This is a genomic window from Halobellus captivus, assembly GCF_007655485.1.
GTDB classification, from domain to species: domain Archaea; phylum Halobacteriota; class Halobacteria; order Halobacteriales; family Haloferacaceae; genus Haloquadratum; species Haloquadratum captivum.
In genome coordinates this window covers 783,159-809,660 of sequence record NZ_VJXQ01000002.1, presented here as the reverse complement: position 1 = coordinate 809,660, position 26,502 = coordinate 783,159, and the positions used below count along the sequence as shown (strand labels likewise).

Annotated in this window: 22 protein-coding genes and 1 tRNA gene; 9 read left to right on the top strand and 14 right to left on the bottom strand. The window is 65.1% G+C overall.

Features of this window, described 5'->3' with window-relative positions; genetic code table 11:
* The first annotated feature begins 263 nt into the window (after positions 1-263).
* The 4 genes from FJT57_RS09415 (at position 264) to yciH (ending at position 5,111) form a co-directional block, all read left to right on the top strand.
* On the top strand, positions 264-1,238 hold the full coding sequence (locus tag FJT57_RS09415; protein ID WP_144904430.1) for an AAA family ATPase: 975 nt from the start codon (positions 264-266) through the stop codon (positions 1,236-1,238).
* Positions 1,239-1,260: 22 nt separating this feature from the next.
* The gene (locus FJT57_RS09410) at positions 1,261-2,388 is read left to right on the top strand and encodes a DUF58 domain-containing protein (RefSeq protein WP_238993953.1); all 1,128 of its coding nucleotides are present in this window, start codon (positions 1,261-1,263) and stop codon (positions 2,386-2,388) included.
* Positions 2,385-4,643, top strand: a complete 2,259-nt coding sequence (locus FJT57_RS09405) for a transglutaminaseTgpA domain-containing protein (protein WP_144904428.1) — start codon at positions 2,385-2,387, stop codon at positions 4,641-4,643. Before FJT57_RS09410 ends, FJT57_RS09405 begins: the two co-directional genes overlap by 4 nt.
* 174 nt (positions 4,644-4,817) lie before the next feature.
* The gene (gene yciH / locus FJT57_RS09400; RefSeq protein ID WP_049985144.1) at positions 4,818-5,111 is read left to right on the top strand and encodes a stress response translation initiation inhibitor YciH; all 294 of its coding nucleotides are present in this window, start codon (positions 4,818-4,820) and stop codon (positions 5,109-5,111) included.
* Positions 5,112-5,376: 265 nt separating this feature from the next.
* Here yciH and FJT57_RS09395 read toward each other — a convergent pair whose 3' ends face one another.
* Positions 5,377-6,885: a DUF4397 domain-containing protein gene (locus FJT57_RS09395; protein ID WP_144904426.1), complete on the bottom strand. Its 1,509-nt coding sequence runs from the start codon at positions 6,883-6,885 to the stop codon at positions 5,377-5,379.
* A gap of 538 nt (positions 6,886-7,423) precedes the next feature.
* Here FJT57_RS09395 and FJT57_RS09390 point away from each other — a divergent pair.
* Positions 7,424-8,311: a hypothetical protein gene (locus FJT57_RS09390; protein ID WP_144904424.1), complete on the top strand. Its 888-nt coding sequence runs from the start codon at positions 7,424-7,426 to the stop codon at positions 8,309-8,311.
* A 73-nt stretch (positions 8,312-8,384) separates the two neighbouring features.
* Here FJT57_RS09390 and FJT57_RS09385 read toward each other — a convergent pair whose 3' ends face one another.
* Positions 8,385-9,188: a hypothetical protein gene (locus FJT57_RS09385; RefSeq protein WP_144904422.1), complete on the bottom strand. Its 804-nt coding sequence runs from the start codon at positions 9,186-9,188 to the stop codon at positions 8,385-8,387.
* Between the two features lie 286 nt (positions 9,189-9,474).
* Here FJT57_RS09385 and FJT57_RS09380 point away from each other — a divergent pair, with 286 nt between their 5' ends.
* Complete coding sequence (locus tag FJT57_RS09380) at positions 9,475-9,684, top strand: hypothetical protein (protein ID WP_144904420.1); 210 nt, start codon at positions 9,475-9,477, stop codon at positions 9,682-9,684.
* A 176-nt stretch (positions 9,685-9,860) separates the two neighbouring features.
* On the opposite strand, the gene FJT57_RS09375 is transcribed toward FJT57_RS09380, so the two are convergent.
* The 6 genes from FJT57_RS09375 to FJT57_RS09350 all read right to left on the bottom strand — a co-directional run bounded on the left by FJT57_RS09375 (position 9,861) and on the right by FJT57_RS09350 (position 16,216).
* Positions 9,861-9,932 (bottom strand) — tRNA-Ala (locus FJT57_RS09375).
* Between the two features lie 186 nt (positions 9,933-10,118).
* Positions 10,119-10,427: a 30S ribosomal protein S10 gene (gene rpsJ, locus FJT57_RS09370; RefSeq protein WP_144904418.1), complete on the bottom strand. Its 309-nt coding sequence runs from the start codon at positions 10,425-10,427 to the stop codon at positions 10,119-10,121.
* Positions 10,428-11,693: a translation elongation factor EF-1 subunit alpha gene (gene tuf, locus FJT57_RS09365; RefSeq protein ID WP_144904416.1), complete on the bottom strand. Its 1,266-nt coding sequence runs from the start codon at positions 11,691-11,693 to the stop codon at positions 10,428-10,430.
* Between the two features lie 179 nt (positions 11,694-11,872).
* A complete protein-coding gene (locus FJT57_RS09360) occupies positions 11,873-12,832 on the bottom strand; it encodes a homoserine dehydrogenase (protein WP_144904414.1) in 960 nt (319 codons plus the stop codon).
* Positions 12,829-13,431 carry an amino acid-binding protein gene (locus tag FJT57_RS09355; RefSeq protein WP_394348807.1) on the bottom strand — a complete coding sequence of 201 codons (603 nt, stop codon included), beginning with the start codon at positions 13,429-13,431 and terminating at the stop codon, positions 12,829-12,831. The genes FJT57_RS09360 and FJT57_RS09355 overlap by 4 nt, the downstream gene beginning before the upstream one ends.
* Positions 13,432-14,026: 595 nt before the next feature.
* Positions 14,027-16,216 carry an elongation factor EF-2 gene (locus FJT57_RS09350; RefSeq protein WP_144904412.1) on the bottom strand — a complete coding sequence of 730 codons (2,190 nt, stop codon included), beginning with the start codon at positions 16,214-16,216 and terminating at the stop codon, positions 14,027-14,029.
* Positions 16,217-16,468: 252 nt separating this feature from the next.
* Between FJT57_RS09350 and FJT57_RS09345 the strand changes: the two genes are divergently transcribed.
* The 3 genes from FJT57_RS09345 (at position 16,469) to FJT57_RS09335 (ending at position 19,533) form a co-directional block, all read left to right on the top strand.
* A complete protein-coding gene (locus FJT57_RS09345) occupies positions 16,469-17,803 on the top strand; it encodes a PKD domain-containing protein (RefSeq protein WP_144904411.1) in 1,335 nt (444 codons plus the stop codon).
* Positions 17,804-17,876: 73 nt separating this feature from the next.
* Positions 17,877-18,716 carry a hypothetical protein gene (locus tag FJT57_RS09340; protein WP_144904409.1) on the top strand — a complete coding sequence of 280 codons (840 nt, stop codon included), beginning with the start codon at positions 17,877-17,879 and terminating at the stop codon, positions 18,714-18,716.
* Positions 18,717-18,768: 52 nt separating this feature from the next.
* Positions 18,769-19,533, top strand: coding sequence for a DUF5781 family protein (locus FJT57_RS09335; RefSeq protein WP_144904407.1), 765 nt, complete (start codon positions 18,769-18,771; stop codon positions 19,531-19,533).
* A 78-nt stretch (positions 19,534-19,611) separates the two neighbouring features.
* Here the strand turns inward: FJT57_RS09335 and FJT57_RS09330 are convergent, their stop codons facing one another.
* The 6 genes from FJT57_RS09330 to FJT57_RS09305 form a co-directional block, all read right to left on the bottom strand.
* Positions 19,612-20,226, bottom strand: a complete 615-nt coding sequence (locus FJT57_RS09330) for a 30S ribosomal protein S7 (protein ID WP_144904405.1) — start codon at positions 20,224-20,226, stop codon at positions 19,612-19,614.
* A 1-nt stretch (position 20,227) separates the two neighbouring features.
* Complete coding sequence (locus FJT57_RS09325) at positions 20,228-20,656, bottom strand: 30S ribosomal protein S12 (protein ID WP_144904403.1); 429 nt, start codon at positions 20,654-20,656, stop codon at positions 20,228-20,230.
* A 259-nt stretch (positions 20,657-20,915) separates the two neighbouring features.
* Positions 20,916-21,854: a mechanosensitive ion channel family protein gene (locus FJT57_RS09320; protein WP_238993952.1), complete on the bottom strand. Its 939-nt coding sequence runs from the start codon at positions 21,852-21,854 to the stop codon at positions 20,916-20,918.
* Between the two features lie 66 nt (positions 21,855-21,920).
* Positions 21,921-22,343: a NusA-like transcription termination signal-binding factor gene (locus FJT57_RS09315; protein WP_144904401.1), complete on the bottom strand. Its 423-nt coding sequence runs from the start codon at positions 22,341-22,343 to the stop codon at positions 21,921-21,923.
* Positions 22,344-22,346: 3 nt separating this feature from the next.
* Complete coding sequence (rpoA2, locus tag FJT57_RS09310) at positions 22,347-23,579, bottom strand: DNA-directed RNA polymerase subunit A'' (RefSeq protein ID WP_144904399.1); 1,233 nt, start codon at positions 23,577-23,579, stop codon at positions 22,347-22,349.
* Positions 23,572-26,502 (bottom strand): DNA-directed RNA polymerase subunit A', encoded by a 2,931-nt coding sequence (locus tag FJT57_RS09305; RefSeq protein WP_144904397.1) that lies wholly within the window; start codon positions 26,500-26,502, stop codon positions 23,572-23,574. Before FJT57_RS09305 ends, rpoA2 begins: the two co-directional genes overlap by 8 nt.

The following is a 26,502-nucleotide window of genomic DNA, read 5'->3' as shown; positions in this document are numbered from 1 at the left end:
GCCTCACTCTTCATCCTTAACTAAACACGACCACGCGACGGGCCCGGGCGGAGGAACGCGACGGCTCTCACGCTGCCCCGTCGACGGACCGCGTTTGGTTCCACCCCCATCGACGGCCCGCGTTCGGTTCCGCGCCCGCACTCCTCGGCGCGACCGGTTGCGGAGTCCCCAGCAGAGTTAGGTGGACGCAGTCGGTATAGATTCATAACAGTGCGTTCGGGGAGTGGCGACAGCCCCGACTCGTGCACGCAGGGCCTCCATCAATGACAGACGCAGATGCCATCACGGAGTCCGGTCCGGCGGAGACGTCTCTCGACCCGCTCGACGTCGACAACGCCGCCAAACTGACGACGAGAATCGTCGACAACGTCGAGCGCGTCATCGTCGGCCACCGGGACGCGATCGAACACATTCTCATCGCGCTCTTCGCCCGCGGGAACCTCCTCCTCGAAGACGTTCCGGGCGTCGGAAAGACGATGCTGGCGCGCGCGGTGGCGACGTCGCTGGAGTGCTCGTTCAGCCGCGTGCAGTTCACGCCCGATCTCCTCCCCGCCGACGTGACCGGCGTGAGCGTGTTCAACGAGAAGACTCGCGAGTTCGAGTTCCAGCCCGGGCCGATCTTCGCGAACGTCGTCCTCGGCGACGAGATCAACCGCGCGCCGCCGAAGACGCAGGCGGCGCTGCTCGAGGTGATGGCCGAACAGCAGGTGACCGTCGACGGCGAGACCCACGCGGTTCCCGACCCGTTCACGGTGATCGCCACGCAGAACGACGTTGAACCGGGGCGGACCTACGAGCTTCCGGTAGCGGAGATCGACCGCTTCACCAAGAAGATCAGGCTGGGGTACCCGACCGAAGCCGAGGAGACCGAACTGCTCGGGCGCGTCGCGGGCGAACACCCGATCGAATCGCTCGAATCCGTGGCCACCGTCGAGGACGTCCGCCGCGCCCGCGAGACCGTCTCCGGTGTCACCGTTCGCGAGCCGGTCCGCGCGTACGTGTCGCGGCTGGCGGGCTACACGCGAGAGCACGCGCGATTGGGCGTGAGCCCGCGCGGGACCATCGCGCTCCTCCGATCCGCACAGGCGCGTGCCGTCTTCGAGGGTCGCGGGTACGTCATCCCCGACGACGTCCAGACCGAGGCACCGACGGTGCTGAGCCACCGGATCCGAACCGACAGCGACGTCGACGGCGGATCGATCGTCGACCGGGCGCTCGAGGAGGTCGCCGTGGAGTGAGCCGAGGCGTCGACCCGGAGCGATGAGCCCGAGGATCCGGCTGACGCGACGCGGATACGCGCTCCTCGCGGTGCTGATCGCCGCGTTCGCGGCCGGGACCCTATTCGGACCGCGGACGCTCGACGCGGTCGTACTCCCCGGGGCGGTCGCCCTCCTCGCCGGAGCCGTCTACGTCTGGCGCACCTCGCCCCCGGAACTCGAACGGCGGCTCCCGAAACCGGAGGAACCGGGAACGACCGACGTCGTCGAGCTCCGGCTCTCCGCGCCTCGGCCGTATCCGGTCACGGTTCGGGACCGACTCCCGACCGGCATCGTCAGCGCGGGCTCATCGACCGCGTCGGAGGCGGTCGTCGATACGACGGCCGACGGCGATACGGTCGAGTACGCGATCGAGCGACGCCGCCGCGGGCGACACGAGATCGGTCCCGCGTCGGTCGCCGTCACCGACCTCCTGGGGCTCGTCGAGCGGACCTACGAGATCGACAGCCGGGAGACGATCGTGGTGTATCCCCCCGTAAAACCGCTCTCTGGGGCGATACGAGGCGAGATCAGAACGGTGACTCGCAGCCGCGAACCGGGCGGTCGGGACGAGTTCGACACGCTTCGGGAGTACGTTCCCGGCGACTCACTCAGGGACGTCCACTGGAAGTCGTCCGCGAAGCGAACCGAGTTGGTCGTCCGCGAGTTCACCGCCCCGGCAGATATCGAATATGTCACGGTTGCGGCCGAGACCGCGTCGATCGACCGGACGGGTTCTCCGGATGGGTCGTTGGAGGGCGAGAGAGATTCCCCTGATCAGGTAGACTCTCGTGACGAGGGGGACCCCGGTCTCAAAGCGGCCGACGCGATGGCGACGGCGGCCGCGACGCTGTGTCTGGCACTCCTCGATGAGGGATCGGCGGTCACGCTGCACACGCCGTCGGGAAGCGTCGAGGCGGCACCGGGACGGACGCGCCCCCTGCTCGAACACCTCGCGACCGCGACCGGTGGCGCGGTAGCGTCGACCGACGCCGACGTTCGAATCGTGGCGACCGACGAGGCAGTTCGGGTCCGTTTCGCCGAGCGAACCCGCGAGTTCGATCGACTCGCGGCCGACGACCGCGCTGTCGGTGACGACCCGTCGGAGCGTCGCGGGGAGGTGCAGAGATGAGTTCCGATTCGGAGTCGGCCCCGACCGTCGACGTGAGCGACGATTCGCGAGTGGGGACGTTCAGCCTCGGACGGATCCGTCGCGTCGACCGCGCTCGCGCGTTCGCGCTCGTGGGCCTGTTCGCGCTGACGGCCTCGTACGCGAGCGTCCTGTGGGAGATCACGGACGTCGTCGGCGGGGGCACCGAGTTCGTCGCCGTCGTCGCCGGATCGCTGGCGCTCGCCGTGGTCGTCGGTCGGTTCGTCGGCATACGGATCGCGCTCGGCCTCACCTCTGTCTTGCTCGTGTTGGGATTGGTGGGCTATCTGGGAGCGCTGCCGCAGAGCCAAGTACAGTTGTTGACGCCGGAACGCGCTGTCTCTGATACTGTCGCGCTGTTGACCGGGCTGTCGATCCTTCGGCTCGTCGGCGCGGGCGTGTGGGCGGTCGCGATCGTCCCCGGGCCGGTGTTCCTCTCGTGGTACCTCGCGGTCAGGCGGCGGTACGTCGCGGCCGCGGCGGCGGGAAGCGTCGCGCTCGCGCTGGTGGTGCTGACCGGCGACGCGACCGGGCTCACGACGCTGCTCGGCGTCCTCGGGGCGACAGTGACTGTGGCGGCCGCCACGGTCGAGCGACACGGCACCGGGTTCCGGCAGGCCGACGTGTTGACGGCGCTGCTCGCTGCGATGATCGTCGTCTCGGCGACGGCCTCGGTCCTGCCGGGCGCGGCCGGATCGCCGGTGCTGCCGGACCGGGACTCGCCGACCGTCGAAGCGAGCCTCGTCGACGCGGGGGACGACGTCGACATCGTCGGAAGTATTCGCCTCTCGCCGGAGGTCAGGTTCACCGTTGAAAGTCCGCGCGGGGAGTACTGGCAGACGGGCGCGTACGACCGCTATACGGGTGACGGGTGGGTTCGAACCGGAAACACGCGCCCGTACGACGGACGGCTTCAGGGGCCGCCGGGTCCGTCGAGCGAACTCGAACAGACGGTGACCGCAGAGAGCGCGGTCTCGATCCTCCCGGCGGCGTGGAAGCCCATCGCCGTCGACGGCGAGGTGGCAGCCGAGACGACCGTGACGCCGCAGGGGACGATCAGACCGGAGACGACGCTCCTCGCCGGAGACCAGTACACGGTCACCAGCCGTGTGCCGAACGCGACGACCGAACAGCTCCGAACCGCGGGCACCGGATATCCCGACCACGTGACCGACTCGTACCTCCAACTACCGGAGAGCACGACCGAACGGGTCCGTGACCGCTCTGAGGCCGTCGCCGGAGACGCGGAGACGCCGTACGACAAGGCCGTCGCGATCGAGGAGCACCTCGAATCGAATCGGGAGTACTCGCTCGACGTGCCCGCGCCGAGCGGCGACGTCGCCGACGCGTTCCTCTTCGAGATGGACGCGGGCTACTGCACGTATTACGCGACGACGATGGTGGTGATGCTCCGCTCGCAGGGCGTCCCGGCGCGGTTCGCCACTGGCTACACGTCCGGCGAGGCCCTCGAAAACGACAGCTACGTCGTCCGGGGTCTCAACTCGCACGCGTGGGTCGAGGTGTACTTCCCGGACGTCGGGTGGGTCCGGTTCGACCCCACGCCGTCGGGTCCGCGAGAGAGCGCCGAGAACGCGCGGATCGCCGACGCGCGGGAGAACGGCGCGGCTGACGGCGACCTCTCGGAGTCGAACGAAACGCCAGTACCGTCGGACAGCGGTACGCAAAACACCACTCCTGAGACGGACGGTCAGTCGACGCCCGGTGGCATCACCACCGCGGATTCGGCGAATACGACGGATTCGCCAGCGGGGGGACCGAACGCCGGTGCGCCGACGCCGGGGCCGTCGGGCGATGGCTCGTCTCCGCTTCCGGAGCTCCCCCCGCGGCGGACGATCATTGTCGCGCTCGTCGCGCTCGTGGGCGTCGGTGCCGGTGCGCGCCACAGTAGTGTGACGACGCGAGCGATCCGGCTGCTCTCGATTCAGTTCCAACGACGGACCGACCCCGAGACTGACGTCGCGCGCGCCCACCGGCGTCTCTCGGTGCTCCTCGCGCAGGGGTATCGGCCGAGGGAACCCGGCGAGACGCCGCGAGCCTACGTCGATTCGTTGCCGATGGAGGACTCGCGCGCGGAGGCGAACGCCCGCCGGGTGGTCGAACTGTACGAGCGGGTGCGGTACGGTGACGGCGTCGACGCGACGGACGCCGCGGAGGCCGTGGAGACTGTCGACCGACTGGTCCGCGACTCGACGCCGGTCCGGCGGTGGCTGCGGTGAGCCGCGCTCAGTCGCTCACAGGGCGGATTCGTCGGAGCGCGGTTCCGACGCGCAGTAGATCCGGTCAGACAACCCTCCGGTTCGACCGAAGCGAAACCGACCCCGAAGCGGCCGTGCGGTCGCGTTGGGTTCCCGATACTGTTTAATATCCCCATCCTGTAGGTTCGGGTTGTAATGTCGGAAGTCTGCTCGACGTGCGGACTCCCTGAGGAGCTTTGCGTCTGCGAGGACGTCGCCAAAGAGTCCCAGGAGATCACTATCCGCATCGACGAGCGCCGCTACGGAAAAGAGGTAACGGTCATCGAAGGGTTCGACCCCAAGGACGTAGATATGGACAGTCTGTCCTCGGATCTGAAGTCGAAGTTCGCCTGCGGTGGCACCGTCGAGGACGGCTCGATCGAACTCCAGGGGAACCACACCGGTCGCGTCGAGGACTTCCTCCGCGACAAGGGCTTCAACGTCGCGTGATCGTCACCTAGTCTCAGCTAGCGGTCCCACAACGGTTTTTACGTCAGTTTCGTCCGAAGCGGCGGCTGTGCTGTGACGACAGCAGCGTACACCGGAGCGGCTCGGGTTCCTTCGGTTCGTTTACGACGATACGCTACTCGGCGACGACGGTACACCGCGACGACGGTGGCCGTTTGATAGATGACCTTCGGGAGAAGCGTCTCCACCGCGTCGAGATCGAACGAAAAAAGCGCGATCAGAAGCCGGTCACCGCTCACAGACCGGGTTATTCGGCCAGCGGTGGCAGGGAGAGGGCCTCTCCGGAGCTATTGGTTCGTTCCCCCTCCCGCGCGTCCTCCACGGTGACGAACTCGAACTCTCGGTTTTCGACCTCCTCGGAGACCGCCCCGTTTCCGGTCTCGTTGTCGCCTCCGTCTTGGGCGTCACCAGCGGCGGCCGCCTCGGGATCAAAGTATCCCACCGCGAAGCCACTGTAGACCGTGTTGGTCTCGGCGGAGAACTGGAACGGACGGAGGTCCTCGTCCGTCGAACTGATACCGCCGTCTTCGGTGCCGTTACCGCCGAGGTCTCCGTCTTCGGTTTCGGCGTCGCCGAGACCGTCGTCCGTCTGGGTATCGCCGAGACCGTCGTCCGTCTGAGTATCGCCGAGGCCGTCATCCGTCTGGGTATCGACGCCGCCTTCGCCTCCGGTCGGTTCGGCAACCCGAGAGACGCTCACTGTGTCGACATCAGGAACCGCGTGGAACACGCGCAACCTAGCGGTCTCTTCGCCCGGGTCGCTGAGGTCGTCCTCGAGGACAGAGACTTGGAACCCGGTGTCGGAGCCACCGCCTTGAGTGGTCAGCCCTTCCTCGGTGTCAGCGCCGCCCGCGGTGACGGAGGTCTCGTCGTCACTGATGTCGTCCGTCTCGGTGCCGATATCGTCTTCGCCTTCGATCTCTTCACCGCCGCTATCCGCTTCGGTTCCGACACCCGTCTCGCTGGCGTCTTCGCGGCGGAATACCAGCGTATAATTTTCGGCGTCGAGCTCCACGGACTCGTATTCACCGAACGCCAGTTCCGAAACGAGCGGCTCCGTCTGCGCGCCCTCCGTCTGAGCATCGGCGAGCCCGTCAGTCGCGGTGTCGTCTTGGTCGACGCCGCCAGTGGACTCACTCTCGTCTGCCTCGACACCGCCGGGATCCTCGCTGGCTCCGTCAGTGTCGGTCTCGTTGTCCGCCATCCCGGTACCCGTCCCGGCACCATCGGCGGAGACGGGCCCCTGCGCAACCTCGCCGAAGGCGACCACCGTGTACGTCGTTCCCTCTTCAACGTCTAGCTGCTCCTCGAAGAGGACTGTCTCGTCCTCCTCGCCGTTGCCGAAGAGGTCCTCGATACCACCTTCGAATAGCCCGCCCTCTGCGGGCACAATCTCTACCTGATAAGACCCCGGATCGATCTCGTTGTACTCGCTCACGTCGGCGTATTCGAGACCTTCGATCGTCGCGACGGCGTCGCCTTGGCCGTCTTCGGTCTCAGTACCGGCCTCAGCCTCAGTTTCGTTTTCATCGCTCGCCATCTCATCACCGTTTGTACTGCGCAGGCGGACGTCGACGGTTGGTGCGTCTGGTGACGCGTGGGCAACGCGTATCGCGGTGCTCTCACCATCTCCGTTCTGCGCGGTGCTCTCGCCGTCTTCGGTCTGCGCGGTGACGACTGTGCTTCCAAGGCCTGCGAGGCCGATCGCTCCCGTACCCTGCAGCACTCGTCGGCGTGTCGTGTTCGATACTGGCATTGCAAATAGTGACAAGTCTCAGAACAGTATTGTTAGAAGGACGCATTCTGAATAAAGGTGAATGTACTTCTACTCCCGTTTGAGTGTACTCAAATGAAGATAGAGCATCGTCTGTGAATATTATCATAATTATAACTAGTGTTCCTCTGGCTGCTGGGTGACGCGGCTAGCGAAGCGCTATCCGAGAGTAAGCTTCACTGAATTTTCGCCTCGGACAACAAAGGGTAGCGCTACCGTTCGACCCGGGTTCCTTCGGATCGTAGGCGACGAAACGGCATTCAAACGGAATCGACTCTCCCTTCTTGCACTCGACTGCGGAATGCTGGACGTACTTGGAGGGAGCGCTCGAACTTTGGTGCAGAGTTGAAGAGCGCGCTCGATGAAACGAGCCTACCGCTGACGTCTGCGGTGACTTCCCCGGGTCCAACCGAGAACGGTTTTCACGGACGCCAGTCGCAGACCGGTGTTCCGTCTACTCGGCGGAGCGATCTACCGTGTCGACCGAAAATATTCTACGGGTAGCGCGTGCTGAGAGCGTATGGTCGACTCAGATTGGTGGGTCGGCGTCGCCCTCCCTCCGCTGCTCGAGATCGTCGGTTGGCTCGGCCTCGAGCTGGTGGATCTGGATTCCGGCGCGTCTCCGACCGCTCTCGATTTCCTCCCCGCGGTGTTCGTCCTGCTGAGTATGGTCTTGATCCCCGTGTTCGCAGTGTCGCTGTATTTCGACGCGCGCGCTGTCGCCGCAAGCGGGGAGTCGTGGTCGCCGAACTACCGGCTCTGGGGTGCCGTCGGCATCGCCGTTCCGGTTGCGGGGTTCGCGCTCGTCGACTCGCCGTTGCTGGTCTTCGTCGGATCGGCGTACTTACTTCGGCGATGGCGTTCCACGAACGCGTCCACTCACGCCGCAAGCGACGTGTACGACGGCGACGGCTGGTACCAACGCGACGGGGAGACGAACGAACGCGACACGGACTCCACCGCCGCCGACCACCGCGAGGATGCGGACCACGAGACTGGTACACAGCGACCGCGCGTTTCCCGGTGGTACTACGGCGTCGCGCTCACGGTCGCGACGTACGCCGTGGTGCTCGTCTCGGCTCCGGTCGTCCTCACGCTCATCGGCGTACAGGAGAACGCGGCCTTCCTCTACGAGACGGTTCCGGCGTTCGCCGCACTGCTCCCGTTCGTCCTCGTCCTCGCGCTAATTCTCGGCGTCCTGCTCATCCCCGTGTTCAGCCTCTCGCTGTACCTCGACGCGCGGGCAATCAACGAGAGCGACGTCGGGTGGGAGCCGAACCGAACACTGTGGACGGCAGTCGGCGTCGTCCACCTGCTCAACGTACTGATCCCTCTGGTGTGGGTGTTCTCAGTTCCCGCTGGCGGCTACTACCTCTGGCAGCGACACGAGCGCGTCGGACGGCCGTAGCTTCCGGACGCACTGAACGGTCGTCGCCTCTGGACGAATATGGCGACCGTAGCCTTCGGTCCCTGGACTCTGTTCACTGGCCGCCGAGGTTCGGTCGCCCCTCAGCAATGAGCGCTTCTCCGGCGTCCCGCGTCGGCCCCGGCATCGGAGTGATTTCCGGATTTCTCGGGTTTGCAGACACGGAGTTTCCGTCCTCGTCCACATTGGGATAGATGGCGTAGAGCGCCGAGAGCTCGTGCGACGGTCGCCCGCGTCCACGAGTGAAGAAGTCGACGCGCGTCAGCGACCACGCGATGATTTGGCTCGTCTCCGGATCGCCGAGGAACTGCACGATGTCGCGCGCGATAGCGCGCCAGCGACCGCCCGCCAGCGTGGCGAACGGCTCGGTGACCGTCAGGCCGGAGTCGAACCCCGCCTGCTCGAACAGCGTTTCCAACTCCGCTGTCGTTCGCGCCTCGAAGTTCACGCTTTGGCCCTTCGAAACGAACCGCCCGTCGCCCTGATGAACCATCACGTACGGCTTGCCGCGCTCTTTCCGCATCAACAGGCCTTGGAAGAACTGCAGCGAGTGATGGAGCGTCTCGCCGTTCGGCGTCTTTTCGATCGCCGAGGCGTCGAAGAGCCCGCCGTCGGCGGGGTCTTCGGAAGCGAGCACCGGGTCGTTTGGATAGTCGAACTCGGCCGGTGTGTTGGGGCTTTCGGACCTCGAATCGCTCTCTGCGATGTAAATCCGGTACTCAGCCGGGCCGTCCACGAGCGACGTTCGCTCGCTTTGTCCCGATTTTCGTCCGGCAACCGGCGTTGCGAGCGCGCCGAGTCCCAGACCGAACGCTGCGCTGCGAATGAAGGATCGGCGGGTGTTCTGTGAATCTGTCATTGGTACTGTCTCGTCGAAAAAGTATTGCCAGTGATAATAAATAATTCGTCAGACGAATCGACGGCATCGCGCCGCCGACATCGTACCGCGTGGCGTCGTTGAATACCTTCGATTTCGTTACGATTACGTCGGAATTTATTTTTCCGAGAAATACCGTTCGAAGCGGCTAAGAGGGGAAAGCCTACGTATTCGGCTCTGTTGAAATCCTCAGTAGTTGATCGTTTTCCACGCTCAATCGTTCAGTGCAGTCTGAACACTTATCGGCTAGGAGAATGTCGTAACGAGTATGATCCGCAGTCTCTGGGACGTGTTCCTTACACTGATGGGCAACAGAGACGAGGAGGGAGAGACCGACAGCAATAGTCGGTTTATTCCATCACCACTGGACTTGTCGGTTCGCGTCGGCCACGGGGGCCGAGACGATGAAGTAGTGCGTGAACTCGAAAAAGTCAACGAACACGCGCGTGAGTTACAGAACAGCCAGCGTGATCAATAAACACTCTCCAGCAACCGGCTGTCTCAGACGAGAATACATCTACAGAAGAGGGTTTCAACAGAGCCACGTATTCGGGATAACGGAAAGGGGAGTTGGACTCGCGGGGTCCCCGCGAGCGAAGCGAGCGGGGGCAAACGAGTCTATTGACTGGAACGAGTGAAACGAGCGGAAGGAAATGGACTCGCGGGGATTTGAACCCCGGGCCTCTTCCTTGCGAAGGAAGCGATCTGCCACTGATCTACGAGCCCGCATTACGTTTGAAGGCGGCACGTCATTTGTACCTTCTGTTTCGTCCGCTCTGTGGGTGATGATCACACCACCGCGAAGGGACGTCACGATGACGGCGACGCCTTAGCGCCACACCCGAATGCAGTCGCGAGACCGCGACGTCGGGTCGAAAGGGGGCGTCGTGCGATCGGAACGGATCCGATCCGTCAGTCTTCGAGGACGATCTCGATGCTGACGTCGTTCGGCACCTGAATCCGCATCAGCTGCCGGAGCGCGCGTTCGTCGGCGTCGATGTCGATGAGACGCTTGTGGACGCGCATCTCCCAGTGCTCCCAGGTGGCCGTCCCCTCTCCGTCGGGGGACTTCCGCGAGGGCACTTCGAGCGTCTTCGTCGGCAGCGGGATCGGTCCGCTGAGGTTGACCCCCGTCTTGTTCGCGATCTCGCGGACATCGTCGCAGATGTCGTCGAGGTCGTCCGGGCTCGTTCCGGCGAGGCGGACGCGTGCCTGCTGCATCTATCGCTCGTTGACCTCGAGGACCTTTCCGGCCGCGATGGTCTGACCCATGTCGCGGACAGCGAAGGACCCGAGCTCGGGGATGTCGCCAGACGGCTCGATGCTGAGCGGCTTCTGCGGGCGCACGGTGACGACCGCTGCGTCGCCGGACTGGATGAAGTCGGGGTTCTCCTCGGCGACTTCACCCGAGGCGGGGTCGAGCTTCTGATCGATCGATTCGATCGTACAGGCGACCTGCGCCGTGTGGGCGTGGAAGACCGGCGTGTAGCCCGCGGTGATGACCGACGGGTGCTGCATCACGACGATCTGCGCTTTGAACGTCTCGGCGACCGACGGCGGGTCGTCGGCGGGGCCACAGACGTCGCCGCGGCGGATGTCGTCCTTGCCGATTCCGCGGACGTTGAACCCGACGTTGTCACCGGGTCCGGCCTGCGGCACTTCCTCGTGGTGCATCTCGACGGTCTTGACCTCGCCGCCGACGTCCGACGGCTGGAAGGAGACGTTGTCGCCGGGGCTCATCGTACCCGTCTCGATACGTCCAACCGGGACCGTCCCGATACCGGAGATAGTGTAGACGTCCTGGATCGGCAGGCGCAGCGGCGCGTCCGTCGGCGGCTGCGGCTCCGGCAGACCGTTGAGCGCTTCCAGCAGGGTCGGGCCGTCGTACCACGACGTGTTCTCGGACTCTTCGGCGATGTTGTCGCCCTCGAAGGCCGAGATCGGGATGTACAGCGCGTCGTCGGAGTTGAACTGAACCTGCTTGAGGAGCTGGTTGACCTCCTCTTTGACGTCGGTGTAGGTGTCCTCGCTGTAGTCGACGAGGTCCATCTTGTTGACGCCGATGATGAGCTCGTTGATACCGAGCGTGCGGGCGAGGAACACGTGCTCGCGGGTCTGGGGCGCGACACCGTCGTCGGCGGCGACGACGAGGACCGCGTTGTCAGCCTGCGAGGCACCCGTGATCATATTCTTCACGAAGTCACGGTGGCCCGGACAGTCGACGATGGTGAAGTAGTAGTCGTCGGTGTCGAACTCTTGGTGGGCGATGTCAATGGTAACACCACGCTCGCGCTCTTCGGCGAGGTTGTCCATGACGTAGGCGAACTCGAATCCACCCTTGCCCTTCTCTTCGGCTTCCTCTCGGTGCTGCTCGATTACGTGCTCGGGGACGGATCCTGTCTCGAACAGGAGTCGCCCGACCAGCGTACTCTTTCCGTGGTCGACGTGGCCGATAATGGCCAAGTTCTGGTGCGGTTTGTCACTCATAGTGTGGGTCACGCGCTAAGGCGCTCTGTACCGGCTTCTTTGGCCAGAAAGCCCTAAAACCATTTCGATACGTAGACGGCCGAAACGCCGTCGTATCGCGGTTTGTGGGAGCATCTACCACGGTGGATATGGGGCGAAACCCGACGGTAACCGGCCACCGACGCACCGTTGTCGCAACCTCAGTCGAGCCGTCCCACGTCGCCGAGAACCGCTGAAGCCGTCTCAGGGCCGCCCGCGCCGCGACCGCTGAGGTTCAATTGCCCCGCGTTCGTGGTCTCCAACTGGACGATGTTCTGGGTTCCCGTCACCGCGAGCGCGGCGTTCTCCGGAACGAGTCGCGGCCCGACGCGAATCCCCTCTCGTGTCGCCTCGCCGACGAGTCTGATCGTCCGGCCGTCCTCGGCGGCGAGTTCGAGCGCGCTGCCGGGAACGTTCGTGATCCCTTCGACGTCGGCGCCCGAGAGGGTGAACTCCCGTTCGCCCTCCGAGAGCACGTTCGCGAGGATGACGCACTTCAGCGCCGCGTCGGTCCCCTCCACGTCGAACGTCGGATCGGCCTCCGCGACGCCGAGATCCTGCGCCTCCGCGAGGACGTGCTCGTAGTCGATCCCCTCGGCGGCCATCCGCGAGAGGATGAAGTTCGCCGTCCCGTTGAGCACGCCGCGCGCGGCGGTGACGTGAGACGGAGAGAGGTCCTCGACCGTCGAGACGATCGGGATCGCCCCGCCCACCGTGGCCTCGAAGCGGACTTCTCCCTCGCTCTCGCGCTCCAGCGCGCGGACGTCGCCGTAGCGCTCCGCGACGGGGCCCTTGTTCGCGAGGACGACGTGTCGATCGCGCTCCAGCGCGGTCTCGAGGTGCGAAAACCCTGGCTCGGCGTCCCCGAGTGTCGTCGGCGTCGCCTCGACCAGGACGTCGTACTCGGCGTCGAGCGCCGCGCCGGGATCGTCGTCGCCGACGACCCCATCGGCCTGCTTCCGTTCCAACGCCGCCGCGACGTCGATGCCGTCGGCGTCGATACTCGCAGAGGAGGAGTCGGCGAACGCGACGACCGAGTGGCCGTACTCCGCCGCGAGGTCGACGACGGAACTGCCGACCGCGCCCGCGCCCAGGACGGCGAGCCGCTTGCCGTCGCTCATACCGCACCACCCGCGAGGGGTTCGACGACGTGGATGTCTTTCTCCTCTGCGATCTCGTGGACCAGTTCGAGCGCCGCGGCCGTCTCACCGGCCCGCGTCGCGATGCGCAGACGCGCGCTCGACGTATCGCTCCGTCCCTCGGGCGCGTTCAGCGAGAAGTCTGCGATCGAGGTCGCGGGGTTCTGCTCGACCCGGCGGAGCGTATCGGAGAGATCGGTGTCGACGAGGTGACCGACGAGGAGCACGACGACCTCCTCGGCGTAGTGTTCCGCCCCCGCTTGGACGACATTGACGCCCTCCTCGCGAAGCGCCTCGACGATGGCGTCGAAGCGGTTCGGCGTGGCCTCGACGTCGACCTCGACGGGGATCCGCCCGCGTGGCGTGACGTTTCCGCGCTCGTGGAAGATCGACAGCAGATTGCCGCCGTTCTCCGAGATCGGTTCCAACGCGGCGAGCAGCTGTCCCGGTTCGTCGGCGAGTTCGAGACGGATCGTGTGCGGCTGCGGATCGCGCTCTGCGTCGTCGATCTCGCCGCGGGAGCGACCCGTCCGCTCCGCGTCGCCATCGGCCTCCGAATCGGATTCGAGCGCGGACGTCACTTCGAACTCACTCCCGACAGGGTCGGTTTCTCACGGACGAAGTCGCGCCGCGAGATCGATTTCGAACACATACTCCAACGTCAACTGCCGGACCGATATAAGCCTTCGTCGATGGCACGCGTTGCCGAAGACGAAAGCGGAACTTTCGGACGGGGCCGCGACGCTTGGCGACCGTTATATTCGTGGAACCGCCAGCGTGCCGCCGCCGTCGAGCAGCGGAAAGAGGTTCGGAACCAACAGCACGAGCCCGGTGAGACAGACAGCGGCGCTCGCGACGACGCGCACCGGCGACGGGCGCGGTCCACTTCGGCAGTGAGCCGAAGCCGACCTGATCGAGTAGGGCGAGGAGGTGAGTTCGTATGATCCTCACGGACTGGACATACGCTTGAACGTACTGGCTCCTGTGTCGGGAACGAGAATCTGCGGCTCTCCAAAAAAACACTGAGAGCATCGAACCGCGAAAACGGCGGGCCGACGATGCGGCTGTCGATTCAACCGGAATCCGATTTTCGGCCGTCGATTCGATCGGACTATCGGTCCGAGATCGAAGCGCCGATTTTCGGCCGTCGGTGTCGATAGAACGGACCGACGCCGGTCAGAACTGATCGACGGACTGGGGGAGTTCGAGCTTCATGCCCTTGCGCTCGCGGATCTCCATAATCTTCTCGCGCTGGAGGTTGTCGACGAGCACGCGGAACCCGGCGTTCTCGGTGTTCCACGAGGCGCGTCCCTCGGTCGCAGAGCGGATGTCCGAGGAGAACCCGATCATCTCTTCGACGGGCGCGATGCCCTCGATGACCATCAGGTCTCCTTCCTGGAACATATCGTCGACGCGACCGCGACGGCCCTGGATCTCGCCGGAGGCCGACCCCATGTGTTCGGACGGAACGTCGATCCGGACGTTCTGGATGGGTTCGAGCAGTTTGATGTCGGCGTCGATGAGGGCGCGGTGGACGGCGTTGCGGACGGCCGGGATGACCTGCGCCGGACCGCGGTGGATCGTGTCCTCGTGCAGCCTCGCGTCGTGGAGTCGGAGGAGCGACCCCTGGACGGGCTCGTTCGCCAGCGGGCCGTCGTCGAGGGCCTCGTCGAGCCCCTCGATGACGAGTTCCATCGTCTCGTTAAGGTGCTGGATACCCTTCGTGTCGTCGATGAGGATGTTGGTGCCGTGGATGTGCTCGACCTCCTGGGAGGTGTCTTTGTCCATCCCGGCCTCCTGCAGCGCCTCGCGGCGCTCCAGTTCGGGCATATCCATCGAGACCTCGCCGAGCTTGATCGCGTCGACGACGTCCTCCGAGAGGGGTTCGACGGTGATGTAGAACTTGTTGTGTCGGTTCGGCGAAACGCCCTCGACCTCGCGGGACGCCTTCTGCGGGGCCTCGCGGTAGACGACGATGGGCTCACCGGTCTGGACCGGGATGCCCTGGTTCTTCTGAATGCGCTGGGTGATGACCTCGAGGTGCAGCTCTCCCTGTCCACTGATGAGGTGCTCGCCGGTGTCCTCGTTAATTTCGACGCGGATGGTCGGGTCCTCTTTCGCGACCTGCTGCAGCGTCTCGATGAGCTTCGGCAGGTCGTCCATGTTCTGCGCCTCGACGGACTTCGTGATGACCGGCTCGGAGATGTGCTCGATCGACTCGAACGGCGTCATCTCCACGGAGGAGACGGTCGAACCGGCGATCGCGTCGCGCAGGCCGGTGACGGCCGCGATGTTCCCGGCGGGGACCCCGCGGTCGAGCTCCTCGCGCTCGCCGCCCATGAAGATCCCCACGGATTGAACGCGGTTCTTGCCCGCGGTTCCGGAGACGTACAGCTCTTGACCCTGCTTGATCGTCCCGCTGAACAGTCGCCCGGTAGCGATCTCGCCAGCGTGGGGGTCCATCGAGATGTCGGTCACCATGAAGACGACCTCGCCTTCGTCGTCGACCTCGCGCATCTGCCGCGCGAGCTCGGACTCGTCGTCACCGCGCCAAACACGCGGGATACGACGCGGCTGGGCGTCGAGCGGGTTCGGGAAGTGCTCGGCGACCATATCGAGCACGACGTCCGAGAGCGGCGTCTGCTCGTGGAGCTCGAGCCGCTGGTCGTTGCGCTCCATCTCGATGATCTCGGGGAAGCCGATGCCGGTCTCGACCATCGACGGCGCGGAGACGCCCCACTTGTAGAGCGCCGAACCGAACGCGACGGTGCCGCCCTCGACGGAGACGGTCCAGTCGTCGATGTCGTCGCGGTCCTCGGTCATCCCGCGGATGAGCTCGTTGACGTCGCCGATGACGTCCATCAGCCGCTCCTGCATCTCCTCGGGACCCTCCTGCAACTCGGAGATGAGTCGGTCGACCTTGTTGATGAACAGCGCGGGCTTGACGCCCTCGCGGAGCGCCTGCCGAACGACCGTCTCGGTCTGCGGCATCGCTCCCTCGACGGCGTCGACGACGACGAGCGCACCGTCGACCGCACGCATCGCACGGGTCACGTCGCCACCGAAGTCGACGTGGCCGGGCGTGTCGATGAGGTTGATGAGGTGGTTGTTGTCCCCGTACTCGTGGGTCATCGAAACGTTCGCCGCGTCGATGGTGATCCCGCGTTCCTGTTCGTCCTCCTCGGTGTCCATCATCAGGCGGGTCGCCTCGCCCTCGTCGGCGATCATCCCGGCTCCCGCGAGGAGGTTGTCTGTCAGCGTCGTCTTACCGTGGTCAACGTGAGCGGCGATGGCGATGTTCCGGATCTGTTCCGGTTTGTCCATCAGTTGCTCACATTCTTGTACGATCTTCTTTCGTCGGCCCATTATACGACCCAGTACCGGCAGGAGGGTCAAAAGGGTAGTGTTTTGTCGGTGGCGAAATCGGCCGTTACGGCGGCTACGACGTAGGTATGCCTCGGATTACCACGGGTGCGAGAGACGTTCCAACGGGCAAAACACTTCTTAGGGACCGTCTCCAATCGGTGACGAACCACCGCTACCGGTGCGCGCTCTCACCACAGCGGCCCACACAGATGATCCCGTCACACCGATCACGTCGATGATCGCGCCACCTCGATGACCGACCGCGGCGCGACCGAGCCCATCGGAACGGTCCTGTTAGTCGGACTGGTCGTGTTAGCGACCGTGACCGCCGGGAGCGGCCTGCTCCTCCGCACGGACGAGATCAGCGAATCGACCGACGACGTTCGGCTCAACATCAAACCCGACGTGACAGATTCGACTGTCAGCCTGCGTCACGTCGGCGGCCAGTCGTTCGACGCGAGCGAGGTCCGACTCCTTCTCAGAGGCGATTCGGGCGGCCAGGTCGGCCCGCACGCGCTCGATTCCGAATCTGTCGCGGGAACCGACGTCGACGACGGAACGTTCGACGTCGGCGACGAGGTCACCGTCAACCACTCGTTCACCGGCTACATCGACGTGCTACTGGTGTCGAGCGAAACCGGCGATCGGCTGTATCACACGCTCCGATCGACCGCGTCGCGAACGCCGATTCCGACGCCCGGGTCGAACCCGCCGGTTGCCGTCGCCACCTCGGTCGACCGAGTCGCCGAGGGGTTCAGCCTCACGCTGGACGGCTCCGGCAGCAACCACCCGAGCGGAGCGATCGAGAGCTACTCGTGGTCGATCGTCGGCGGGAGCGGCACGATCACCGAGGACGACACCGCAACGCCGAACGCCACGTACGTCGCGCCCGACGACGTGAGCGCCAATCAGACGGTGACCGTCGAGTTGACCGTCACCGGTGCCAACGGCGCTACTGCGACTGACACGACGCAGTTCACGGTGATCGATCTCGACGACGAGAACATCGAGTCACCCACTGACGAGAACGGGGACGGCAGCGCGTTCGACGATCCCAACGGCAACGGCATCTACGACGAGGGAGAGACAGTCATAAGCAAAGACGATCTCGAAGACGGTTTCGACGATTCAGAAACGGATCTGGTCATCTATGAGGACGTCGGAACCGTCACCGGAACCGGATCGGAACTCTCGATCAACGCCAACACCATCACCTCTGGCGTCGACTTCGTGGCGCGGGGAAGCACGATATCGCTCGCGGCCAACGGCGACATCAGGATCGAAGACGGAATCCTGGAGACCAGCGGCAACGGCTTCATCGAGATCACCAGCTACGAGGGCCGGATCATCGCGAACCGAGCGACGATCGACGCCTCGCCGGGGCCGATCACGCTCAACTCCAACGGCGATATCGAACTCGAAGCGGCGACGCTCGACGGCAACGATATTCAAGCTGATCTGGGCACTTCGACGGCGACGCTGTACGTCGATCAGTTGGAGATCGCAGGCAACGACGTTCTCGTGTACGATCCCGACGACATCACGGTGAACGGCACGCCAAATTCGGGTTCGGTCTCGCCGACGTAGTGGTCAGGGCCGACCAGTCCGTTGCTCGCAACGCCGACACTGGTATAATGGTTCCCTCACAACTGCGATGCGTATGGCCGTCTCACGATCCGATCGCGCGCAGGCGACGCTGATCGGATTTATCATCCTCTTCGGCTTTCTGGTCATCATCTACGCGGGCTTTCAGGCGTACGTCGTCCCCAATCAGAACGCGGAGGTCGAGTACAACCACTATCAGGAGGTCCGCGAGGATATGACTGATCTGTACACGGAGGCCGTCTCCCTCGGGATGTCCTCGAAGAGCGGCCAAGTACTGGTCCCCGTCGACCTCGGGACCAACTACCCCTCGCGGCTGTTTTTCATCAACCCACCGCCCGCCGCGGGTTCGATCGGGACGACGAACCGCGGCGAGATCTCAGTGACGTTCGCCGACGGGTCGGGATCGACGACGGACCTCTGCGGCGGCGCGACGACTGCGGGGATCACCTACACACCGAGTTACAGCGTGACAGAGCAACCCGAGATCAGATACGAAAACGGGCTGCTCTACGTCGAGACCGCCGCCGGGGAATACGCGATGCTCGAACAGCAGCGGGTCGTCAACGAGTCCTCGAACACGGTCCGTCTGTATCGGCTTCAGGGCACCCTGCAGACGCGCTCGAACGTCGGGACGCTCCCGATAGAACTCACCGGAACGAGGACGTACGGTACCACGACCCGCGAGATAGAGCGTGTCACGCTCCCGAGCGAACTCCCGGCGGCGACGTGGAACGACCGGGTGCTCCCCGACGACCCCGATATCACGGCGAATCAAAACGGCAGCGGGAGCGTCGACATCACGTTCACCGGTGGGGAGTCCTACCAGGTCCAATGTTTCACAGTCGGCCTCGGTGAGAACCCCGAGACGAACTTCGCGAACGCGACGACGTATTAGCGGCGCTCTCGGGGCAAGAGTCTTAGTCTGCGGCCCCGTGCGAACGATACGCATGGACTTACGAGTACGCGGCGACGTCCCGGCCGGACCGTTTCTCGGCGCGGCCGACCTCTTCGAGACCGAGTACGATCTCGAACTGCCGGTGTACGTCGACGTCCGAACGGACCCCGACGAGCGAACCTGGGCGGCGCACTACGACGATTACCACGTCCTGAACATCTCGAAACACGCGGCGACAAGCGCGATGGCACGCGAACTGGTGGTTCACGAACTCGCGCACATGGCGCGCAACGAGGAGGGCCACGTCTCTCATCACCTCCGAACTGAGGAAGCGCTCTTTCTCGCGCTTTCCGGCGAGTCAGTCGAGCGACGCAAAGTCGCGCACTGCTATCAGATCGCGAACCATATGAAGGACATCTACGCCGACGATATTACGCTGTCTGTGATGCCGCCCGAGAAATTGATCGCCTTCCTCGAATCCGAACTCGCCCGGGCGGTCGCGACTCGCTCCGACCCCGCGCCGTGGCCCGACTCCCGTCGCGTCACCGCCGGATCCGATCCCGAGATCACGGCCGTCAACGCCGCGTTCGCGCTCGGACTCGTCGAACGACACGACGTCGTCGGTCGCGACCACCGCATCTACGATCTGGCGCACGCCGCCGCCGACGACGCGCCGGGCGTCGACCTGGGCGCGTTCAAACGGCGGTTCCGCTCGCTCGTCGACGACCCCTCGACGAGTGATCACCGGAAGGCGCTCGTCGACGCCACGCGGGCGTACGTCGTCGGCGAGTCCGGCGGCGACGTCGCCGCGGACTGAAGCCATGGCTCCGTCGTCGACGCGGAAAACGAGCAGGAAAACGAAAACGAGTAGAAACGAGAGAGTCGTGCGAACGGTCTACCGGGCCGCTTCGGCGACGCGCTCGGCTTCCTCTTTCTGGCTGATCGCGTACGACTGGACGTCGTAGTCGGCCGCGCCGATGAGCACCTGCGCGAGCGCCTCGGCGGCGCTCTGCGGCTTCTTGTAGGAGCCGCGCTGGGTCCCTTCGGCGATGAATTTCAGCGCCTGGTCGACGCGACGCTGGGGCGCGACGTCGACGGCCTGCGGGACGGAGATACCGCCGTACTTCAGGCGGACGGTCTCCTCGCGGGGTGCGGCGTTCTCGACCGCGCGGACGAGCACCTGCACCGGGTTCTCCTCGGTGCGGTCGTTGACGATCTCGAAGGCTTCCTTGACGATTTTCATCGTCTTCTGCTTGTGGCCCGTGTTCTCCTCGGTCTGCATCAGGCGGTTGACGAGCCGCTCGACGATGCTGATCTCGGACTTCTGGAACTGCTTTCCGGCGTGTCGGCCCATCGTGTGCGCGATCGGCGTGACGTTGATGTAGCGCTCGGTCGAGGGGTCGGCGTACTCGATCTCGCTGACGTCCCAGACGCCGAACAGCTGCGCGTTCGTCTCTGCCTCTTCGCTGTCTGCGGGGGCGTCGGGTTCGGGAGCTTCGCTTTCGGACATCTTAGCGCACCGGTTTCTCTGCGTTGCCGCGGACCAGTTCGATCATCGCGACGCCGTTGACCTTCTCGACCTTGTAGTTCACGCCGGAGAGGTCGCCCATCGCGCGACCCTTCGCGCCGCCGATCCCCGAGATCGTGACCTCGTCGTGCTCGTCGATGAACGAGATCGCGCCGTCACCGGGACAGAACGCGGTGACCTGCTTTCCGTTCTTGATGAGCTGAACTCGGACGCACTTCCGGATGGCCGAGTTGGGCTGCTTCGCTTCGATACCGACCTTCTCGAGGACGATCCCGCGACCCTGCGGGGCACCCTCGAGCGGGTCGGACTTTGCGCCGAGACCGCGCTCGCGTCGCGCGTACTCCGAGTCGGACCAGCGTCGCTTCTGCCGGTCCTGCTTGAGTTTCCGCGCGGCGTATTTGCCGTTCGCCATAGTGACCCGAAGTTCCCCACGGAGCTACTTAAGCCTCCCTTTTCGGCCCCGACGAAACGGGCGCAGGTCGGGTTAGCACCCCCTAAGGACGGATCTGAGGGCGTCATTTCGATTCCGGACACGGACGCTCGACGAAGGAGAGCGTCCGAACGGCGCTGAGAGACGGTCGTTTCGGTACTCGCAGTTCGCGTTGATTTCGGTACTTACGGTCGACGGTTGTTCCGGTACTCACCGTTCGCGGTCGTTTCGATAGCCGCAGTCAGCGGCCGTCGCGCCCGTCGCGCTCATCGGTCGCGTTCCGCTTCTCGACGTCCACGGATACCGAGCCGCTGAGTTCGCGTGCCGAGGGCGGCCCGAGCGTGACGTCGATCTCGTCGAATCTGGATTTCACTCGCCGCCGGAGATCGGATCTCAGGGTCATGAGGTCGACGTCCATCGGATCCCCGATCCAGCACACCGCGTGCAGTCGGACCGAACTCGAACCCAACGCGTCGAGCATCGCCGTCGGCGTCGGCTCCTCGAGAATCCGATCGTCGTCGCGAGCCACCTCGACGAGTTCCCGAAGCGCCAGTTCGACGTCGTCGTCGTACCCGATCTCGAACGCCTCGACGACGCGGTATCGATCGCGCCCGTACGGTCGCGTGAGCGCGTTCGCCGTCAGTTCGGTGTTCGGCACGGTGATCGTCTCGTTGTTCAGCGTTCGGACTCTCGTCACGCGGAAGTCGATCTCCTCGACGATGCCCTCGCCGCCCGGCCAAGCGATCCAGTCGCCGACGTTGAAATCCGGATCAGAAACCAGAAACAGCCCGCTCGTGAGCGATCCCACGACGTCCTGACTCGCCGCGCCGACGACGAGCGTCAGCGCGGCGACCACGATCGAGAGGTTCGTCAGGAGCGACCACAGGCCCGCACCCGCGATGCCGACGAGGACCGCGACCGCGACGATGATCGCGTGTGCGTACGTCCGCGTCGCCGTCGCGATCGTGGGGTTGTTCCGGTTCCGCGCGGCGACGACGCGGACGGTGAGCGGGATCACGACGAGACGGCCCAGCGAGTACGCCACCGTCGCGGCGACCGCGAACCCGACGAGGCCGCGAGCGAGGTCGGCGTACGACTCGGTGACGACCCCGTCGAATAGTCCGGGCGGGACGATCTGGGCCGTCGTCGAGAGCGTCGGCCCGAACAGTTCGGAGAGCACGACCGCACAGACGCGGACGAATGTGAAAAGTGTGGACCCGCGAACGGGTCGGGACGACGGGAGCGACTACGTCAACTGGATGTCGTCGATCTCGTAGTGCCGCTCGGCGAGCGTCCGCGCAGTCTCGATGTTCTTGCCGCCGGAACCGATGGCGACGCCGCGGTCCGCGTCGGGAACCTCGGCGTAGGCGACGCGCTCGCCGCCCTGTTCGGAGAGCGTCACGTGTCGAACCGCCGCCGGTGCGAGCACGCTCTCGACGAACGCCGAGGGCGTCTCGGCGTCCTCGACGAGTTCGACGTCGCGGCCGATCGACTCCTCGACCGCACGGACGTGTTTGCCGCCCGGGCCGATCGCAGAGCCCATCTCGCCCGCCGCCACGAGAATGACGATTCGCTCCTCGAAGACGAGACAGTCGCGCGCGGTCGCGCCCGTCTCGTCCTCGAAGCGGGCGATGTATTGGCGCGCCTCGTCCGACAGCGTGATCCGCATCGCTCAGTCGTCCGAGGGTTCGGGCGTCCCGCCGTCGGCCTCGATCGAGCCCATCCGCAGGGCGACGTCGCCGGTCCCGATCGAGACGGGCTTACCGACGATGACGTTCTCGATGACGCCGTCGAGGTCGTCCTCCTCGCCGTGGACCGCGGCGTCGAGCAGATGGTTGACCGTCACCTCGAACGCGGCGCGGGCTAGCACGGAGTCTTTCGACCCCGAGATGCCGTGGCGACCGATCGATTCGATCTCGCCGCGGTTCGTCATAATGTCCGCGACGAGCATCAGGTGGCGGATGTTCACGTCGTCGAGGCCCTGCTCTTTCAGCGTCTCCATCGTCTCGTTGATGATGGTCTCGCGGGCGGCCTCGACGCCGAGGTTGCGGTAGACCTCGTGGATGTTGTTACTCGTCGAGCGCGAGGCGTCGACGCCCTCGATCGAGAGCACGTCGCCGAAGGCCGATCCCTCGGTGTAGAGGACGAACTCCTCGCCGTCGGTCTGCTCGTTGTCCTCCTTGCGGATGACGACGCGGGATATGTCCTCTAACCCTTTGAACACGATGTCGCGGAGTTCTTCGACGAGCTGGAGCAGCCGCCGGTAGCTCGGCTCCTCGGGACCGAACTCGATGAGCGTCTCCGAGCGCCGCGTGCTGACGCCGAGGGCGTCCTCGATCGTCTCGGCGATCTCCTGGGCGACCGTATCGACGCTGTCGACGGTCGGCCACCGCTCCGCGAGGGTGTCCTCGTTGAGGTCGACCTGGACGATCATATCCGCCACGTTCGTCGAGATGTCGCCGAGCGCGAGGATCTTCGTCGCCTCCATCTGCCAGACGACCTCGTGGGCGCGCTCGCGGTTCTCCGCGTACTCCTCTTCGAGGTGGACGGTCATCATCGGCGTGTCGGGCGTTTTCCGCGCGTCAACCAGTTCGATGAGTCGCGGCAGCCCCTGCGTGACGTCGATCTCGGCGACGCCCGCGTAGTGGAACGTGTTCATCGTCATCTGCGTTCCGGGCTCGCCGATCGACTGCGCGGAGACGGTCCCGACCGGGTCGTGCGCCTCGACGCGCGAGTCCTCGTACCGCGAGTGGATCGCGTGTGCGATCTCGTCAGCCTGGTCGAGGTCGACGCCCCCGCGGGCTTCGATCGTCTCGTAAATCCGGTGCAGGAGGCTCTCGGGCAGTTCGTAATCCTCCACGATCGCCTCGATGTCGTCTGTGACGTACTCGTATTCCTCAGTCATCTGACTCCACCCCCAGGTTCTGCGCCTTGTCGAGACCCGGACCGGCGTACTCGGAGATGTTCGTCGGTAGCTTCTTCCGGCCGAGGAACTCTTCTTTCTCCGCTTCGGAGTCGAACTCCGCGTCGATGATCCGGTCTGCGATGTTCTCGACGTCGATCGGGTTGTCCTCCGAGGAGGACACCTTCACGGGCGAGGTTCCGTCCTCGCCGAACTCGAACTGGACGACCGTCCCGGAGGTGTCGCGGACGGTGCCGTCGTACTGCGCTTCCAACTCGGAGAGGGCGTTGATCAGCCGACGCTGCAGGTACCCGGACTTCGACGTCCGAACCGCCGTGTCGACGAGGCCCTCGCGGCCGCCCATCGCGTGGAAGAAGAACTCCCGCGGGGTGAGGCCGCCGCGGTAACTGTTCTCGACGAAGCCGTGCGCCTCCGCCGAGAGGTCGTTCGGCTGGTAGTGGCTGAGGGTCCGCCCCTCGTAGCCGCGGTTGATCCGCTCGCCGCGAACCGCCTGCTGGCCGACGCAACCGGCCATCTGCGTGAGGTTCAGCATCGATCCACGCGCGCCAGAGCGGGCCATCACGACCGCCGGGTTGTCGTCGGCGAAGTGGTCCTCGGCGATCTCACCGGCGGAGTCACGCGCCTTCCCGAGCTGCTGCATAATCTTCATCTCGAGCGTCTCGTCGACCGTCCGACCCGGCAGCGACTCCAACTCGCCAGCCTCGTAGATCTCGATGAGCTCCTGGACGCGGTCGTAGGCGCTCGCGATGGCCTCGTCGACCTGCTCGTTCGCCGCTTGAGGGATCGACTCGTCGTCGATCCCGATCGAGAAGCCGAAGTGCATGATCGCGCGCATCGCCAGCGACGCGACCTCGTTGACGAACACGCGAGCGCGCGTCTTCGAGTGGACCTTCGCCAGGGTGTCGACGACCTCGCCGCCGAACGCGCCGACGGCGTCCTCGTCGATGGTGCCCGAAATGAGCTGGCCGTTCTCGATCACGACCTCGTCGCCCGCCGAGGACGTGAACTCGAGGTTCAGGTCGTCGGGGAGGAGTTCGCTGAAGAGCTGTTGGCCCGTCCAGTAGGGCTCGCCGTCGTCGGACTCGCCCGCTGGCTCCGGGAGCGTGTCGATGCTCGTCGCGCGGAGCAGGTCGAGCGCCTGCGTCTCCGTGAACTCGGGGTTGCCGTTGGTGAGGAGATAGGTCCCGGAGATGTGGTCCTGGATCGCGCCGATGATGTTCTCACCGAAGCGCGGGCTCAGGAGCTGCTCCTGTACGCGCATCAGGACGCGGGCCTCAGCGCGCGACTCCTCGGTCTGCAGGGCGTGCATGTTCATCTCGTCGCCGTCGAAGTCGGCGTTGTACGGCGGACAGACGACGGTGTTGAGCCTGAACGTCTTATACGGCATCACGACGACCTCGTGAGCCATAATCGACATCCGGTGCAGCGACGGCTGCCGGTTGAAGATCACGATGTCGCCGTCGATCAGGTGTCGGTTGACCTCCCAGCCGACGCCGATCTTCTCGGCGAGTTCCTCGCAGTTCTTCTCGGTCACCTTCAGTCGGCGGCCGTCGGGGCGCTTGACGTAGTTCGCGCCCGGGTGGCCCTCGGGACCGTTGCGGACGTACTGCTGGGCGCGATCGAGGTTCCGCTCGGAGACGTTCATCGTCTGGGTCATCTCGCGAGCGACGCGCTCGGGGACGCCGACCTCGTTCAGCGAGAGGGTCGGGTCCGGCGAGATGACGGTCCGCGCGGAGAAGTTCACGCGCTTGCCGGACAGCGAGCCACGGAAGCGGCCCTCCTTGCCCTTCAGGCGCTGTGAGAGCGTCTTCAGCGGACGACCGGAGCGGTGTCGCGCGGGCGGCGTGCCCGAGATCTCGTTGTCGACGAACGTGGTGACGTGGTACTGCAGCAGTTCCCAGAGGTCCTCGATGATCAGTTGGGGTGCGCCCGCCTCGCGGTTCTCCATGAACCGCTGGTTGATGCGGATGATGTCGACGAGCTTGTGCGTCAGGTCGTCCTCCGAGCGCTGGCCGTTGTCCAGCGTGATCGACGGCCGCGCGGTGACCGGCGGGACCGGAAGCACCGTGAGAATCATCCACTCGGGTCGCGAGCGGCTGGGGTCGATACCGAGCGTCTCGATGTCCTCGTCCGGGATGTCCTCGAACCAGTCGCGGATGTCCGAGGGCATGAGCTTGTTCATGTCCTCCTCGGTGAGGTCGGCGTCGAGCGCCTTCTCCAGCTTTTTCCGGTCTTCGCCGACGGGGCGGAACTCGCCGGAGAGAATCTCGTTGACGCGGCTGAGATCGAGACCCGACTCCTCGGCGAGTTCGCTGGGCGACATCCCGCTGTCGTCCTCGTCGTCGGGGTCCGGCTGCATCGCCGAGGCGATGCGCTCGGAGTAATCGCCCGCGAGGACGTCCTGGACTTCGTAGTAGGTTGTCGGTTTCTCGTGTTTGATGTCGTGCTGCGGCGCGCTGCAGTGCGGGCAGCGACTGGCCTTCCGAGCCTGTCGGACGGCCGATTTGAGCACGTCGGTCCAGTCCTCGCCGAGCTCTTCGTTGCGCTGCAGTCCGTCGCGGAACTCGTCTTGCTCCTCGGCCGTGAGGGAGAGGCGACCGCACTCCCGACAGGTCGAGCGAAGCAGCCGTCGGATCAGTTTGGTGAAGCCGACGTGGATGACGGGTGCGGCCAGTTCGATGTGGCCGAAGTGCCCGTTACACGACCCCGAGTGCGACCCGCAGGTCCGACACTCGAGCCCGGGGTCGATGACCCCGAGACGGGGGTCCATCAGCCCCATATCGATTGGGTAGCCGTCGTCGTCGTACGTGTCCGCGGTGATGATCTTCGTCGCGGACATATCTCGGTACGTCTCCGGGTCCATCAGCCCGAACTGGATGGCACCGATCTCTTTGGGTGTCTGCAT

Excerpts from the sequence above, each read along its gene's own strand:
- FJT57_RS09305 (WP_144904397.1), bottom strand. The coding sequence starts at position 26,502 with ATGCAGACACCCAAAGAGATCGGTGCCATCCAGTTCGGGCTGATGGAC.
- FJT57_RS09325 (WP_144904403.1), bottom strand. The coding sequence starts at position 20,656 with ATGGCGAACGGCAAATACGCCGCGCGGAAACTCAAGCAGGACCGGCAG.
- FJT57_RS09380 (WP_144904420.1), top strand. The coding sequence starts at position 9,475 with ATGATCCGCAGTCTCTGGGACGTGTTCCTTACACTGATGGGCAACAGA.
- rpoA2 (WP_144904399.1), bottom strand. The coding sequence starts at position 23,579 with ATGACTGAGGAATACGAGTACGTCACAGACGACATCGAGGCGATCGTG.
- yciH (WP_049985144.1), top strand. The coding sequence starts at position 4,818 with ATGTCGGAAGTCTGCTCGACGTGCGGACTCCCTGAGGAGCTTTGCGTC.
- FJT57_RS09405 (WP_144904428.1), top strand. The coding sequence starts at position 2,385 with ATGAGTTCCGATTCGGAGTCGGCCCCGACCGTCGACGTGAGCGACGAT.
- FJT57_RS09340 (WP_144904409.1), top strand. The coding sequence starts at position 17,877 with ATGGCCGTCTCACGATCCGATCGCGCGCAGGCGACGCTGATCGGATTT.
- FJT57_RS09350 (WP_144904412.1), bottom strand. The coding sequence starts at position 16,216 with ATGGGCCGACGAAAGAAGATCGTACAAGAATGTGAGCAACTGATGGAC.
- tuf (WP_144904416.1), bottom strand. The coding sequence starts at position 11,693 with ATGAGTGACAAACCGCACCAGAACTTGGCCATTATCGGCCACGTCGAC.
- FJT57_RS09410 (WP_238993953.1), top strand. The coding sequence starts at position 1,261 with ATGAGCCCGAGGATCCGGCTGACGCGACGCGGATACGCGCTCCTCGCG.
- rpsJ (WP_144904418.1), bottom strand. The coding sequence starts at position 10,427 with ATGCAGCAGGCACGCGTCCGCCTCGCCGGAACGAGCCCGGACGACCTC.
- FJT57_RS09360 (WP_144904414.1), bottom strand. The coding sequence starts at position 12,832 with ATGAGCGACGGCAAGCGGCTCGCCGTCCTGGGCGCGGGCGCGGTCGGC.
- FJT57_RS09390 (WP_144904424.1), top strand. The coding sequence starts at position 7,424 with ATGGTCGACTCAGATTGGTGGGTCGGCGTCGCCCTCCCTCCGCTGCTC.
- FJT57_RS09330 (WP_144904405.1), bottom strand. The coding sequence starts at position 20,226 with ATGTCCGAAAGCGAAGCTCCCGAACCCGACGCCCCCGCAGACAGCGAA.
- FJT57_RS09315 (WP_144904401.1), bottom strand. The coding sequence starts at position 22,343 with ATGCGGATCACGCTGTCGGACGAGGCGCGCCAATACATCGCCCGCTTC.
- FJT57_RS09335 (WP_144904407.1), top strand. The coding sequence starts at position 18,769 with ATGGACTTACGAGTACGCGGCGACGTCCCGGCCGGACCGTTTCTCGGC.
- FJT57_RS09415 (WP_144904430.1), top strand. The coding sequence starts at position 264 with ATGACAGACGCAGATGCCATCACGGAGTCCGGTCCGGCGGAGACGTCT.
- FJT57_RS09385 (WP_144904422.1), bottom strand. The coding sequence starts at position 9,188 with ATGACAGATTCACAGAACACCCGCCGATCCTTCATTCGCAGCGCAGCG.
- FJT57_RS09395 (WP_144904426.1), bottom strand. The coding sequence starts at position 6,885 with ATGCCAGTATCGAACACGACACGCCGACGAGTGCTGCAGGGTACGGGA.
- FJT57_RS09345 (WP_144904411.1), top strand. The coding sequence starts at position 16,469 with ATGACCGACCGCGGCGCGACCGAGCCCATCGGAACGGTCCTGTTAGTC.